Raw genomic sequence first — 13,345 nt, 5'->3', positions numbered from 1 at the left:
TGCAGACCCAAGGCTACATCCGCTCCACCGGCCTCGTACGCACGTGCGTGCGGGGACTTAGCGCATCCTGATGCCAGAGGTCAACCGCCTCGAGCATGTCTCGATCAGGCAACGTCACACTGAAACCGTCGCAGGCGAGTGCCGCTGTTACCCAAGGTGCACTTGAATACCGACAATCGGACGAGCGCCTTGCGAACAGTGCAGGGGGGAGCGACGTAGTGACCACCACAGAAGTGCCCGTCCTGACGGCCCACCCCATGGATCCCGTCGTCAGGCTTCGGCGGCTGCATCGCCTTCAGTGGATCTTCCTCGGGGTGTTCGCAGTACTCATAGCCAGCGTCCAAGGATGGCAGCTTTGGACGGCGCATGAGCGCACTGCCCAAGAACAGGAGGCAAGACTCCGCTCACAGGCGCAGCTGCTCGGGGCCATGCTTGAACGCCAGCTGATCGCGATTGACGGCGGTCTGCGCGACGTGACAACGGGCATTCCCGATTTGAGCGACCCGAGAGACGCGACAGACATGCAGGCGCGGCTCAAGGCGCTCGACAGTGCCATCGCCGGGACACGGACCATCGCCATGGTGGATGAATCCGGCCGCATCTTGGCGGCCAGCCGCAACGGTTTGCTGGGCATCGACGTGTCCGGGCTTCCGTACTTCATGAATGCGCGTCGCAGCAACAGGGCTGATGCGCTGTACGTGTCGCCGCCCAATCGCACCAGCCTTGGCGTCTGGTCCCTGAACGTCCTACGAGTGATCCAGCGCGATGACGGCGCGTTCGCCGGTGCCGTCGTTGCCACTCTGGACCCAAACTGGTTGGCAGAGACGGTGGGGGCCATCAACTATGCCGACGACATGTGGACAGGATTGGCCCACACCACAGGTGGCCTGCTGCTTCTGGCGCCTCAAGTGAACATCAGTCTGGACGCAGCCAATCTCGCACAACCAGGAACCATGTTCAGCAAGCACATGGCGTCGGGCCAGCTGGAAACGCTGAACCGAGGCGCCGTCGCAGTGACCGATCAGCCGATCGCCTGATCGTGCAAAGGACCTTGAAACCGCCTGGGGTTCAGCTCGATGGCAACCTCGTGATCGGTACGTCACGCAGCTTGCCTGAGCTTTACGCTGGCTGGCGAGAGCATCTTGTAGCCGCACTTTGGCTCACGGCGCTACTGCTTGTCATCTCTGTATCGAGTCTCCTTCTCATTCAGCGGTCTGAGCGATCTGTCGCCTCAATGACGGCACAGATTGACCGCTTGGCCAAGGTGGCGGAGCACACATCGAATGCTGTCATCATCGCCGACCGGGACAGACGCATCGTCTGGATCAACTCGGGCTTCACGCGGATGTGTGGTTACACGCTCGACGAAGTGCGAGGCCAAGTGCCTGGCCACTTCTTGCAGTCTGAAAAGACTGACGCTGCGACCGTATCGACGATACGCAAGCAGCTCGCGTCGGGCAACAGCTTTCGAGCCGAGCTTTGCAATCGGGCCAAGGACGGTCGCGATTACTGGGTCAACATTGATGTCCAGCCTCTGCGTGGTGATGGCGGACTCATCACCGGCTACATGGCGGTGGAGGTCGAGGTCACCGAGGCACGGGCCCATCGTATGCAGCTGGAGCGCCTCGCCAGCGAGCAGGCCATGATGCTTGAGAGCGACTTGGTAGGCATCGCGAGAGTGCGTGACCGGGTGGTGATGTGGGGCAACCGCGGGCTGTCACGAATGTTCGGCTACACCCCTGAGGCTCTTCAAGGGTCTGCGGCACGCTTGCTGTATCCAGACGACGAGCGCTTCGCGGCGTTAGGCGCTGCGGCTTACCCAGTGCTGCGTCGGAACGAGACCTACCGAACCCAGATCCAGATGCGTCACAGCAGTGGTGAGCTCCTCTGGATTGATCTCAGCGGAAGACTTGTGTCGACCGAACCTGAAGAGTCCATGTGGATGATGGTCGACATCACTGCGATGAAGCAGCGCCACGTCGAAATGGAAGAGGCTGCGTTCCACGATGCACTGACGGGACTGCCGAATCGCACGCTGCTCGGAGATCGCCTGGGTCAAGCCTTGGAGCAGGCCAAGCGGCAGGGGCAACAGCTGGTCGTCGCCTACATGGATCTAGACGGATTCAAGATCGTCAACGACACGCATGGCCATGATGCAGGCGATGAGATCCTCCGCGCCGTTGCGCAACGACTTGTGGTCACGATGCGGTCTTGCGACACCGTCGCGCGGCTGGGCGGCGACGAATTCGTGATGATTCTGTCACCCGCCGGAACTCAGGCCGAAGTCGAGGAGGTCTTCAGGCGCGTCCATGACGCCGTGGCTCAGCCCGTAGAGTTGCCCGGTGGAAATCTGGTTCAGGTCGGTGCCAGCGTCGGGCTAGCCTGGTACCCGGCGGACGGCACGGAGTCGTCTGCGCTTCTCTCGCTTGCTGATGAGCGCATGTTCGTCGCAAAGCGAACTCACCATGCTGCTGCCAGCTGTCGCGATCTGAGCACGCCGACTGCACACGCTTGAATCGGGGGCGCCGGTCCGATGCCAACCTACCTTCAGTGGCTGGACGCTTAACGACTGTCAGTTCGAAGGGCTTGAGCCCTAAGGTGCCCCGGCTCACCCAATGTCAGCATTGCGTACATGACCGGTCGGACGACCCTTGACATCAACTGACCGAGATCGCTGCAAAGCCGCCATAGCCTCACCAGTCCACCCGACCTCAGCAGCCCCTCACCGATTCCCCTCATCCCCCAACGGCCGCTCATGCGTGAACCTCGGGCTCGCAGGCAGCACGAAGCCAGCCACCGCATCCGGCCTGCCCGCCTCATACCCCCCAAAATCCTCGCGCAACATCGCCGCCACCGGCAGCTTCGCATCCCGCAAGCCCTGCGCAATCGCCTTGGCCAGCTGGTAGGCCCCGTAGTTGCTGTGGTGCGTGTTGTCGATCTTGCCCGGCTCGGGCTGGGCAAAGGCGGCGCGTGAGCCTTCGACACCCAGCGCTTCGTAGATCCGCTTGCTGATCGCGTTCAGGTCGATGAAGGGTGCGTCCAGCTCCTTGGCCACCTGGCGGGCGGCGTCGGCGTATTCGATCAAGGAGGGGCGGACCTTGCCCTGCTCGTCGAAGTTGCGGCGCTCCATCGAGGAGACGACCACGGCAGTGCCGCCGTAGCGGCGCACGGCATCGATGTGCTGCTTCAGCTCGGCGCGGTAGGTCTCGGCATTGCCGCTGCCGTCTTTCTGCTGCTTCTGGTCGTTGTGGCCGAACTGGAAGAGCACCGTGTCGCCGGGCTTGAGCACGGAGAGGATCTTGTCGAGGCGGCGGCGGGCCAGGGAGTCGCGGAAGGTCTCGCCCGATTCGCCATGGTTGGCCACGGCCACGCCCGGCTTGAAGAAGCGTGGCAGCATCTGGCCCCAGCTGGCATAGGGCTCTTGCGACTGGTCGGCCACGGTGGAGTCGCCGAGCAGGAAGAGCGTGGGTACAGCCACCGGCACGACCTCGATGCGGCGCACGGCCGGGTTGCTGCCGGTGAATTCCAGCGTCAGACGGGAGTCCCAGCCCCAGGCTTCTTCCACCGTCTCGCGCGGTGCCTTCAGCTTGACGACGCCTGCGTCCAGGCCGGGGCGCGCCGCGATCTTTGGCGTGCGGATGTTGACGGTGAAGCGCTGCTCAAGCAGGCCGCCAGCGGCCACCTGCACCTGCGGCAGCATCAGGCGGCGCAGCTCGGCGCGCACCGTGGTGTCGGAAGCTGCGGCGTCGTCACCCAGCAGCAGGCGCACCTCGTAGTTGCCTTCGGGCAGGTCGAAGCTCACATAAAAGGGCTTGCCGGTGTTGGCCGCTGCGCCGCTCTCGAAGCCCGGTGCGGGCGAGCCCTTGCCGAGGTCCACGACGACGCCAGCTGACGGCGTGTAGATCGCTGCAGGCTGCGGTGCGGCCATGCCCACGCCCAGGTGGAAGCTGGGGTGCGGTGGCTGGTTGTAGCCGGCGTTCTGGGCCGCCACCTGCACGCGGTACTGCGGGTCGTGCATCAGCGTCGTGAGGCGCTGCTCGGTGGAGTGCGGCGTGCTGAAGATCAGCAAGGCCGTGTCGTCGGCGTTGCGCCAGACCACCTCCTCGCGCCAGTCGCCGAACAGGTCGGCCGAGAGCACCGGCGTGCCCTTGGTGCCGTTGTTCGAGCGGGCACCGAACTTGGCACCGCCGAGCAGGTTCTTGAACGAGAACGAAGCCGGGTCCCACTTGTCGATGGACACATGGTCCAGCGATTCGCGCAGCAGGTCGCCGTCCCACCAGAGGGCGAAGTTGAACTTCTTGGGGTGCGTGTCGCTGATCAGCTTGCCGGCGGCACTCATCAGGCCGCCCACCGAGCCCCAGCATTCCTCGCCCGGGTGGGCGGGGTCGATGTCCATGCAGACGCCACGGCCCACGTCGGTGTTCTGGCCCGACATGCTCCAGAGGATCTTGCCGGTGGCGGCGTCGTGCATCTCGAGGCCGTGCTCGCCATAGCACTTGGGGCTCTCGTGGACCATGAAGACCTGCAGCCCCGGCCGCGCCGGGTCGAGCTTGCCCACATGCAGGGCATCGCCGTGGCAGAGCTTGGTGCTGTAGAGCAGCTTGCCGTTGCTGCCGATGGTGGCGGCGCCGTAGACGATGTCGTCCTTGCCATCGCCGTCCACGTCGGCCACCGAGAACCAGTGGGCGCCCTGCCCTGCGGCCTCGGCACCGCTCTTGTCGTTCTCGTTCGCGCTGTCGAACACCCAGCGCTGCGTCAGCTTGCCATCGCGCCAGTCCCAGGCGGCCAGCACGGCGCGGGTGTAGTAGCCGCGCGAGAACACGGCGCTGGGGCGCTTGCCATCGAGGTAGGCCACGCCGGCCAGGAAGCGGTCCACGCGGTTGCCGTAGCCATCGCCCCAGCTGGTCACTTCGCCGCGCGCCGGCACGTAGTCGGTCGTTGCCATCGCGGCGCCAGTCATGCCGTTGAACACGGTCAGTAACTCGGGGCCAGCCAGCACATAGCCGGCTGCATTGCGGTAGTCGGCCTTGGCATCGCCGATCACGCGGCCCTGGCCATCGACGGTGCCGTCGGCCGTTTTCATCATCACCTCGGCCTTGCCGTCGCCGTCGAAGTCGTAGGCGAGGAAGTGCGTGTAGTGGGCGCCGGCGCGGATGTTGCGGCCGAGGTCAATGCGCCAAAGCCGCGTGCCGTCGAGCTTGTAGGCGTCCACATAGGTGTTGCCGGTGTAGCCCTTCTGCGAGTTGTCCTTGGCATTGGTGGGCTGCCATTTGACGATCAGCTCGTAGACGCCGTCGCCATCGAGGTCGGCGGCCGAGCCGTCGTTGATCTGGTAGCTGTAGGCCTGACCATCGGGCGTCACGCCGTCGGCCGGTTTCTGCACCGGCACGGTCTTGTAGGCGGCGGCCCAGGAGCTGGCTGCAGCGGCCTCGGCGGACTGCTCCTTGCCATTGCTGACCAGGCGCAGCGAGTAGCGGCTCTCCGGCTTGCCCTCGGCATCGAGGAAATTGCTCTGCGACAGCGGCTGCTTGTTCAGCCGCGTCGTGCCCCGGTAGAGGTTGAACTTCAGGTCGGCCGCGTCCGTGCCCAGCACGCGCCAGCTGACGAGCGTGCCCGCGTCCGACGGGATCGCGACCAGGCCGCGGTCCAGCTTCTCCATTTGCTTGGCCGGAAGGCCTTGCGCCGAAGCGATGCCGCAGCTCAGCAGCAGGGTGAGGAAAAGATGCTTCATGCCCAGTCCTTGGGAATCACCAGGTGCGAACGGTTGGCCTCGCGCAGATCGCGGATGCCGGAGAGAGCCATGGAGACATCGAGCTCCTTGCGGATGAGCTCCAGAGCCAGGGCCACGCCGGGCTTGCCCATCGCGCCCAGGCCATAGACATAGCTGCGGCCCAGCATCACGCCGCGCGCTCCCATGGCACAGGCTCTGAGCACGTCCTGGCCGCAGCGGATGCCGCCGTCCATCCAGACTTCGGCCTTGGTTTCTCCAGCCTTGTCGAGCGCCTCCAGCACCAGCGGCAGCGCGCGGATCGAACTCATCGCGCCGTCGAGCTGGCGGCCGCCATGGTTGCTGACGACGATGGCATCGGCGCCGCAGCGCGCGGCCTGCACCGCGTCTTCCGGGTCCAGCACGCCCTTCAAGATCAGCTTGCCGCCCCATTGCTGGCGCACCCATTCCACATCGGCCCAGCTGAGCGTGGGGTCGAACTGCTGGCCCACCCAGGCCATCAAGGTGGAGAGGCCTTCGGCGCCCTTCACATGCCCGTCGAGATTGCCAAAGGTCTTGCGCTTGCCCATCAAGACGCTGGCGCACCAGCGCGGCTTCATCGCCATGTCGAGGATGTTGGAGAGGGTAGGCTTCGGCGGCACGGTCAGGCCGTTGTGCAGGTCGGCATGGCGCTGGCCGAGGATCTGCAGGTCCAGCGTCAGCACGAGCGCCGAACAGCCGGCGGCCTTGGCGCGGCGTATCAGGTCGGCCGCGAAGGCCCGGTCGCGCATCACGTAGAGCTGGAACCAGAAGGGCTTCTTCGTCGCCGCCGCCACGTCCTCGATCGAGCAGATGCTCATCGTGGTCAAGGTGAAGGGCACGCCGAACTCCTCGGCCGCCTGGGCGGCGAGGATCTCGCCATCGCCATGGTTCAGGCCGGTGAGGCCCACCGGGGCCAGCGCCACCGGCATGCGGGCCTCGTGGCCGATCAAGCTGGTGCGGGTGTTGCGCTGGTCCACGTTGACGGCCACGCGCTGGCGAAGGCCGATGGCGTCCAGGTCGCTCTTGTTGGCGCGCAAGGTGACTTGCGAGTAGGAGCCGGAGTCCACATAGCCAAAGATGGCCTTGGCCACGCGCTTCTGCGCGAGGCGGCGCAGGTCTTCGATTTCAGCAACGACAGGCATTCTCTTGTGCTTCTGGTGATCAGTCGAAATGGAACATCGGCTCGAGCGGCCAATCGAGCGGGCGGTTGTCCGGGTGGCATTCCATCAGCGGCGCCATGTAGTCCCACCAGCGGCGCATCACCGGCTGCTGGGGCAGCTCGTCGAACGGGTAGCCGGGCTTGCGCTTGAGCACCGCGAACAGCGTCAGCGTTTCCTCGTCCAGGAAGATCGAGTAGTCGTGGATGCCCGCGCCGCGCAGCGCCTCGGCCAGGTCGGGCCAGAGTTCGTCGTGGCGGCGGCGGTACTCGGCCACCATGCCGGGCTTGAGCTTCATCTTGAAGGCGTGGTTCATGTCTCTCACCTCTTGTCTCTTCTCTTCAGGAAACGTCCTGCACCTCGAAGCTCTGCAGCGAGGGGTCGGGTTTGCTCAATGTGGCTTGCAGGTGCCAGGTCTTGCCGGGCAGGCCCTGCACGTCGCGTTCGTTCGGTAATGCGAGCGGTTCGCCCAAGGTCAGGCGGGTCGCGGTGAACTGCCAGTCGCGGGCGCCGTAGATGTGGCCACCGGCCGCGGCCTCAATGTCGACGCCCTCGAAACGGAAGCCCGTCAGCGGCGCCGCATCCACGCCCTCGACCTCGAAGGCCACGCGGGCACCGCGCGCCAGCAGGCCGTTGATCTGCACGTCGGCGATTCGCGTGCGGCCCTCTTCGGCACTGACCGGCGCGGCGATCACGCGCCAATGCGCGGGCACTTCGGCCATGCCAGCCGGGATCTCAGCCCGGCTGTAGCCCGGGTTCCAGTTCATCGTCGCGCGCATCACCACCGGCACGTCGATGAGCCTGATGTTGGAGAGCTTCAGCTGCTGCGCAAAGCCGCCCCGCGTCGGCGCCGACTTGAAGAGGATGCCCACCGGCACCGGTGCATGCACCTCGATGCCGCTGACCTCGATATCGCGGAAGCCGCCGGAGCATTCGCTGCCGAAGGTGATGCCGGCGGCGCCCTCGCGCACGATGCAATCGCGGATCACGATGTGATCGCAGCAGGCGGCCACACGCAGGCCGTCGGCATCGCGGCCGGCTTTGAGCACCAGGGCATCGTCGTTGACGGCGATATCGGCCTGCTGGACCAGCACGTCGCGGCAGGAATCGATGTCGATGCCATCGGTCGAAGGCCCACGCTGGCCCTCGTCGCCGTTGTTGCGGATGGTGATTCCCTCGACCCGCACCCGCTCCGAGTAGCAGAGGTGCAGACCCCAGAAGCCGGCACGGCGCAGCAAGAGCCCATCGCCAATGTGCACCTCGAAGGACTCGTAGACCTGCACCAGGCGCGGCCGCTGCGCGTCGTAGTCCGAGGCCCAGCGCAGGCCGAGCGGCTCGTAGCGGCGGCGCAAGGCCCAGTAGCTGTCCCAGAAGACCTGGCCATCGCCGTCGATGCAACCCTCGCCGCAGATCTCCACGTTCTGCTGGGCGCAGACATTGACCAGGGCCGCCGGCCACACCATCTCGATGCCGGCGATGCGCGTGGGCATCAAGGGGTAGTCGGCGAGGTCCTGCGAGCCAAGCAGCGTGACGCCGGCATCGAGCTGCAGCGCCATGCCGCTCTTCAGGAAGAGCGAACCGGTGCGGTAGACGCCTGGCGCAAAGACCAGGCGGCCGCCCGCCACGGCCGCCGCGTCGATGGCCGCCTGGATGGCGGCCGTGTTGAGCGTGCAGCCGTCGCCGATGGCGCCGAAGTCCTGCGCCTGCAGAGCTTCAGCCACTCGGGCCTCAGACGATGCCGCTGCCGCTCGCGCCGGCCTTGGCCGGGCGCTCCACCGCCTTCTGGGCGCGGTAGCCCACCGTGCGGTAGCAGGCCACCGGGTCCACCGCCGCGCCGCTGCGCAGGCGGGCCATCGCGAGGATGGGGCTCACGTCGGTGCGGAAGGCGCGCTTCAGCGTCTGCGCGGCCTGGTGCACGTCGTTGGCTTCCTGGAAGCCGGCCAGCGCGATGCGGTCCACCAGGGCCGCCTGCACATAGGCGCGCTGCACCTCGACGGCGCTGCTCATCAGGCTCTCGATCGGGTCGGTCACGTTGTGCGACTGGTCCAGCATGTAGGCCGGCTTGAAGGCCGCGCCATCACGCAGCTGCGCATCGGCCAGCTCGTTGAACACGAGGAAGAGCTGGAAGGGGTCGATGGAGCCCGAGTCCAGATCGTCATCGCCGTACTTGCTGTCGTTGAAGTGGAAGCCACCCAGCTTGCCGAACTGCGCCAGGCGCGCCACGATCATTTCGATGTTGGTGTTGGGCGCGTGGTGGCCCAGGTCCACCAGGCACTTGGCCTTCTCGCCCAGCGTCTGCGCGCAGGCGAAGCTGGTGCCCCAATCGGCGATGGTGGTGGCGTAGAAGGCCGGCTCGAACAGCTTGTGCTCGATGTACATCAGCCAATCGGCCGGCAGCGCGGCATAGATGCTGCGCATGCTGTCCAGGTAGCGCTCCAGCGCGCCGCGCAGATTGCTCTGGCCGGGGAAGTTGGCGCCGTCGCCCACCCACACGGTCAGGCCCTTGGAGCCGAGCGCGCGCCCAAGCTCGATGCACTCGATGTTGTGCTGCACCGCCTGCTCACGGGCTGCCGCGCTCATGGCGGTGAGGCTGCCGTACTTGTAGCTGTGGGCCTGGCCGGCCTGGTCCTGGAAGGTGTTTGAATTGACCGCGTCGAAGCTGAGGCCCAGCGCCTTGGCCTGCTCGAACAGCGCCTTGGGGTCGCTCGGCTTGTCCCAGGGGAAATGCAGCGAGACCGTCGGCGTGGCGCCGGTCAGTTGGTGGATGACGGCGCAGTCCGCCAGCTTCTCGTCCACATTGCGCGGCTCGCCCACGCCCGGGAAGCGCGCAAAGCGCGTGCCGCCGGTGCCCACGCCCCAGCTCGGCAGGGCCACGGCAAAGCCTTGTGCCAGGGTGGTGAGCTTCTCGATGTCCTGGCCACGGCGGGCCAGCACGCCGGACAGGGCCGCGTAGTCGGCTTCCAGGTCTGCCTTCAGGACGGCGTTGTGCTGGGCGACCCGCCCGGGGTTGATCACGTGTTCCATGCTGCTTGTCTCCAGATCTCTTGCTTTGGCTTCAACGTGTGAAGGCTGCGGCGTTGCCGGCGTCGACGTTGAGGATATTGCCCGTGCTCTTGGCCGACTTGTCACTGGCCAGGAAGTACACGGCCTCGGCGATGTCTTCCGGCAGCACGCCGAGCTTGAGCATGCTGCGCTGGCGGTAGAACTCTTCCACGTCGTCGGTCTCGATCTTGTTCGAAGCGGCGCGCTCTTCCTTCCACTTGCCGTCCCAGATGCGCGATCCGCGGATCACGGCGTCGGGGTTGACCACGTTGACACGGATGCCTTCGCTCGCGCCTTCGAGGGCGATGCAGCGGGCCAGGTGGATCTCGGCGGCCTTGGCCGTGCAGTAGGCAGAAGCGCCGGCCGAAGCCACCAGGCCGTTCTTGCTGGCCACGAAGACCATGCTGCCGCCGGTCTTCTGCTGCTTCATCAAACGGAAGGCGGCCCGGCTGACCAGGAAGTAGCCGGTGACGAGGATGGACTGGTTGCGCTCCCACACTTCCAGCGTGGTCTGGTCCAGCGGCGCAGCCGAAGCGATGCCGGCATTGGAGACGAGGATGTCCAGGCCGCCGAAGCGCAGCGAGGTGGCGGCGATGATGGCCTCCACAGCCGCCTCGCCGGTGATGTCGGCCTGCACGGTGGCCACGCTGTCCTTGCCGAAGCTCTTGGCGAGGTCCTTCTGCGCGGCGGCCAGGGCCTCGGTGTCAATGTCGGTCAGCATCACGCAGGCGCCTTCGCGCAGCAGCTGGCGGGCCACGGCCTGGCCGATGCCGCCGGCGCCGCCGGTCACCAGGGCGATGCGGCCCGCGAGGCTCTTGGGCTTGGGCATGCGCTGCAGCTTGGCTTCTTCAAGCAGCCAGTACTCGATGTTGAAGGCTTCCTGTTCCGACAGGCCCACGTACTTGTCGACGCCATTGGCGCCACGCATCACGTTAATGGCGTTGATGTAGAACTCGGACGCGATGCGGGCCGTGGCCTTGTCCTTGGCGAAGGACAGCATGCCCACGCCCGGGATCAGGTAGATGATGGGGTTGGCATCGCGCACGGCCGGGCTGTTGGCGTGCTTGCAGCGCTCGTAGTAGGCCGTGTAATCAGCGCGGTAGGCTTCCAGCGCGGCATCGAGGCCGGACACGGTCTTGTCCAGGTCCGGATTCGCCGGATCAAAGTCCACCACCAGCGGGCGGATCTTGGTGCGCAGGAAGTGGTCGGGGCAGGAGGTGCCCAGGGCCGCCAGCGGTGCCAGGTCTTGACTGCAGACGAACTGCAGCACGGCGGCGCTGTCGTCGAAGTGACCGAGCTTGAATTCCTGCTTGCCGATCTTGCCGCGCAGCAGCGGCATCAGCTTGGCAGCGATGGCGGCGCGCTGCTCGGTAGCCAGCACCGGGAACTTCTCGCCGCCGAAGGCCGGCTGCTTGCTGTTGGCATTCAGCCAGCTCTCGGCGCGGCGGATCATGTCCAGCGTGTTCTCGTAGCAGCCCTTGGCCGTGTCACCCCAGGTGAAGAGGCCGTGGCCTTCGAGGATGATGCCCTTGAGCTTGGGCTGCTCGGTGGAGAGCGCTTCGAGCTTCAGACCCAGGTCGAAGCCGGGGCGCTGCCAGGGCAGCCAGCCGAGTTCGCCTTCGAAGATCTGTTGCGTCAGCGCCTTGCTGTTGGCGCAGGCCGCGATGGCGATGATCGCGTCCGGGTGCATGTGGTCCACATGCTTCTTCTGGATGTAGGCATGCAGCGGGGTGTCGATGCTGGCGGCACGCGGGTTCAGGTTGAAGGTGCAGTGCGGCAGGTAGTCGACCATTTCGTCTTCGAACTGCAGGCCGCGGTAGCGAGCCTTCAGGCCCTTGAGCTTGTCGAGGTAGAGCGTCGAGAAGCCGTCGATCTTGATGCTTCCGAGGTCACCGCCGGAGCCTTTGACCCACAGCACTTCGACCTGCTCGCCGCTCAGATAGTCGGCCATCTGCACCTTCGCCGAGGTATTGCCGCCGCCGAAATTGGTAATCCGGAAATCCGACCCCAGGAGATTCGAGCGGTACAAGAGCAATTCCGGCTCGCTCATCGCTGCAGCCAGTTTGTCGTCCCACAAGGAATTGATGGAATCCTTGCCCGTATTCAGTGCATTCATGATTTGACCGTGGTTGAAACTGAGTCGCAAAACCCAGCAATCGCTCACCCGGCGGGCGGCTTGATGGCGGGGCTTCGCTGCAACGGTCGTCAGTAGACGGCTTGGGCTACTGGGGTGTCAATGCAGAAGCAATCAAGACCATGAGTGATAACGAGATGCGCAAATCAATGATCGAAATGCGGCGATGCAGCAAATTCAATCAAGCAATGCGCAGCCTGTGCGCAGCTTTCGGGCATCAATCAATCATAGATTTGAGCGATTGGCGATTGACCCTCGGGCGGGCCTGACGTACCTTCAGTGGCGCCGCCAAGCGGGGCCCAAGGCCGCTTGAGCGCGCTGAGCGGAAGGAATCAGCTGGCCATCCTTCTGCGCATCTTCTGCATATTCGCGGGGCCCGCCAGTGCCAGTATCCGAGGTGGTTTCATGATCAATCACAAACGCCACAAGCGCCTGCTCAAATTGCTCAACGAGCATTCGCAGGCGAGCGTCCAGGAACTCACCGAATGGTTATCTGCCTCGGCCGCCACGGTGCGCCGCGATATTGGCTGGCTGGCCGCCAAGAATCAGTTGACGCGCACCCGCGGCGGCGCCGCCAAACTGCAGACGAAGAAGCGGCAATTCACGCTGTCGAGCGAAACTTTCCAGAACAACATCCAGAATCACGCCGCCGAAAAGCGCGCCATCGCCCGCTATGCGAGCGGCATGTGCAATGACGGCGAGACCATCATCATCAACGGCGGCACGACCACCTACATGATGGTGGAGTTCCTGGTCGAGAAGCAGCTGAAGATCTTGACCAACTCCTTCCTGATGGCGGAGCGGCTGCTGGTCTCGAGCGACAACGAGATCATCCTGCCCGGCGGCAAGGTCTACCGCGAGCAGAACGTGATCCTCAGCCCCTTCGACAACGACATCACCCAGCACCACTACGCGGCCAAGATGTTCATGGGCGTCTATGGCCTCTCGCTGCTGGGCCTGATGGAAGCCGACCCGCTTTTGATCCAGGCCGAGAAGCGCCTGATCAGCCAGACCGACGAGCTGATCGTGCTGGTGGACAGCTCCAAGTTCGCGCGGCGCGCCGGGCTCATCCTGTGCGGGCTGAACCGCGTGTCCTGCGTGATCACCGACACCGGCGCCAGCGACGGTGCGGTGCAGGCGCTTGAGCACGAAGGCGTCAAGGTCGTGACCGTGGCGCCCGAGCCGCTGGAGCAGGACGAGGGCCAGGCGGCTGATTTCGAGTCCGGCGGCGAGTTCCCGCTGGCGGCGAACGAGCGTTTCTGA

General features: G+C 65.3%; 10 protein-coding genes. 4 read left to right on the top strand and 6 right to left on the bottom strand.

Translation table 11 applies throughout. The features are described 5' to 3' along the window. Positions 1–257 precede the first annotated feature (257 nt). Entirely contained in the window at positions 258–1,037 is a 780-nt protein-coding gene (locus tag J7U46_RS20495) for a hypothetical protein (protein ID WP_282829056.1), read from the top strand. Positions 1,038–1,234: 197 nt separating this feature from the next. Continuing rightward, positions 1,235–2,515, top strand: a complete 1,281-nt coding sequence (locus J7U46_RS20490) for a diguanylate cyclase (RefSeq protein ID WP_282829055.1) — start codon at positions 1,235–1,237, stop codon at positions 2,513–2,515. Positions 2,516–2,722: 207 nt separating this feature from the next. Here J7U46_RS20490 and J7U46_RS20485 read toward each other — a convergent pair whose 3' ends face one another. Genes J7U46_RS20485 through J7U46_RS20460 form a run of 6 tightly spaced genes read right to left on the bottom strand, consistent with a single transcriptional unit; the run spans position 2,723 to position 12,064 of the window. Further along, positions 2,723–5,731, bottom strand: a complete 3,009-nt coding sequence (locus tag J7U46_RS20485; protein ID WP_282829054.1) for a GDSL-type esterase/lipase family protein — start codon at positions 5,729–5,731, stop codon at positions 2,723–2,725. After that, positions 5,728–6,891 carry an alpha-hydroxy acid oxidase gene (locus J7U46_RS20480; RefSeq protein WP_282829053.1) on the bottom strand — a complete coding sequence of 388 codons (1,164 nt, stop codon included), beginning with the start codon at positions 6,889–6,891 and terminating at the stop codon, positions 5,728–5,730. Before J7U46_RS20480 ends, J7U46_RS20485 begins: the two co-directional genes overlap by 4 nt. Before the next feature lie 19 nt (positions 6,892–6,910). Beyond that, a complete protein-coding gene (locus J7U46_RS20475) occupies positions 6,911–7,222 on the bottom strand; it encodes an L-rhamnose mutarotase (protein ID WP_282829052.1) in 312 nt (103 codons plus the stop codon). A gap of 25 nt (positions 7,223–7,247) precedes the next feature. Next, positions 7,248–8,627: a glycosyl hydrolase family 28 protein gene (locus J7U46_RS20470; RefSeq protein WP_282829051.1), complete on the bottom strand. Its 1,380-nt coding sequence runs from the start codon at positions 8,625–8,627 to the stop codon at positions 7,248–7,250. A 7-nt stretch (positions 8,628–8,634) separates the two neighbouring features. After that, positions 8,635–9,930 (bottom strand): L-rhamnose catabolism isomerase, encoded by a 1,296-nt coding sequence (rhaI, locus tag J7U46_RS20465; RefSeq protein ID WP_282829050.1) that lies wholly within the window; start codon positions 9,928–9,930, stop codon positions 8,635–8,637. Positions 9,931–9,961: 31 nt separating this feature from the next. After that, a complete protein-coding gene (locus tag J7U46_RS20460; RefSeq protein ID WP_282829049.1) occupies positions 9,962–12,064 on the bottom strand; it encodes a bifunctional rhamnulose-1-phosphate aldolase/short-chain dehydrogenase in 2,103 nt (700 codons plus the stop codon). Between the two features lie 140 nt (positions 12,065–12,204). Between J7U46_RS20460 and J7U46_RS20455 the strand changes: the two genes are divergently transcribed. After that, positions 12,205–12,351 (top strand): hypothetical protein, encoded by a 147-nt coding sequence (locus tag J7U46_RS20455; RefSeq protein WP_282829048.1) that lies wholly within the window; start codon positions 12,205–12,207, stop codon positions 12,349–12,351. 136 nt (positions 12,352–12,487) lie between these two features. Next, positions 12,488–13,345, top strand: a complete 858-nt coding sequence (locus J7U46_RS20450; protein WP_282829047.1) for a DeoR/GlpR family DNA-binding transcription regulator — start codon at positions 12,488–12,490, stop codon at positions 13,343–13,345.

This window comes from Pelomonas sp. V22, from assembly GCF_030014915.1.
Classification (GTDB): Bacteria; Pseudomonadota; Gammaproteobacteria; order Burkholderiales; family Burkholderiaceae_C; genus JAUASW01.
This window is presented reverse-complemented; position numbering and strand designations above follow the sequence as displayed.

Excerpts from the sequence above, each read along its gene's own strand:
- J7U46_RS20480 (WP_282829053.1), bottom strand. The coding sequence starts at position 6,891 with ATGCCTGTCGTTGCTGAAATCGAAGACCTGCGCCGCCTCGCGCAGAAG.
- J7U46_RS20490 (WP_282829055.1), top strand. The coding sequence starts at position 1,235 with ATGACGGCACAGATTGACCGCTTGGCCAAGGTGGCGGAGCACACATCG.
- J7U46_RS20460 (WP_282829049.1), bottom strand. The coding sequence starts at position 12,064 with ATGAATGCACTGAATACGGGCAAGGATTCCATCAATTCCTTGTGGGAC.
- J7U46_RS20455 (WP_282829048.1), top strand. The coding sequence starts at position 12,205 with ATGAGTGATAACGAGATGCGCAAATCAATGATCGAAATGCGGCGATGC.
- J7U46_RS20485 (WP_282829054.1), bottom strand. The coding sequence starts at position 5,731 with ATGAAGCATCTTTTCCTCACCCTGCTGCTGAGCTGCGGCATCGCTTCG.
- J7U46_RS20495 (WP_282829056.1), top strand. The coding sequence starts at position 258 with ATGGATCCCGTCGTCAGGCTTCGGCGGCTGCATCGCCTTCAGTGGATC.
- rhaI (WP_282829050.1), bottom strand. The coding sequence starts at position 9,930 with ATGGAACACGTGATCAACCCCGGGCGGGTCGCCCAGCACAACGCCGTC.
- J7U46_RS20475 (WP_282829052.1), bottom strand. The coding sequence starts at position 7,222 with ATGAACCACGCCTTCAAGATGAAGCTCAAGCCCGGCATGGTGGCCGAG.
- J7U46_RS20450 (WP_282829047.1), top strand. The coding sequence starts at position 12,488 with ATGATCAATCACAAACGCCACAAGCGCCTGCTCAAATTGCTCAACGAG.